This is a genomic window from Halomonas marinisediminis (genome assembly GCF_004347715.1).
GTDB lineage: Bacteria > Pseudomonadota > Gammaproteobacteria > Pseudomonadales > Halomonadaceae > Halomonas > Halomonas icarae.
The window spans coordinates 1-260 of the sequence record NZ_SLTR01000564.1 but is presented as its reverse complement, the minus strand read 5'-3'; the positions used below and the strand labels follow the sequence as shown (position 1 = coordinate 260).

Below are 260 nucleotides of genomic sequence, written 5' to 3'. Positions count from 1 at the left end.
TTGGAAGGGGCGCGCCAAACACTGCGCCGTCGACTGCGGAGGAAACCGCATACTTAGCCTATATCTTAAATGGCGCCGGCAGTACCTCCTTTGAGCTTGATGTATATGTGAATACCTATAACAGCAAAGAGGAGGTTGTAGAAACGCCAGTTGATTTAGCTGATCAGTTGGGTACTGCGGTTGGCCTGCGCCGTGTCAACAACGATCGGTGGTGGTTGCTTTATGGCGATACCATGTATATAAAAAACGGAACATCGTCT

1 protein-coding gene is annotated in these 260 nt (G+C 49.2%); it reads left to right on the top strand.

Going from position 1 to position 260, the window contains the following annotated elements; translation table 11 throughout:
- On the top strand, nucleotides 1–260 hold a 260-nt coding region (locus E0702_RS19765; RefSeq protein WP_205742102.1), incomplete at both ends, for a hypothetical protein.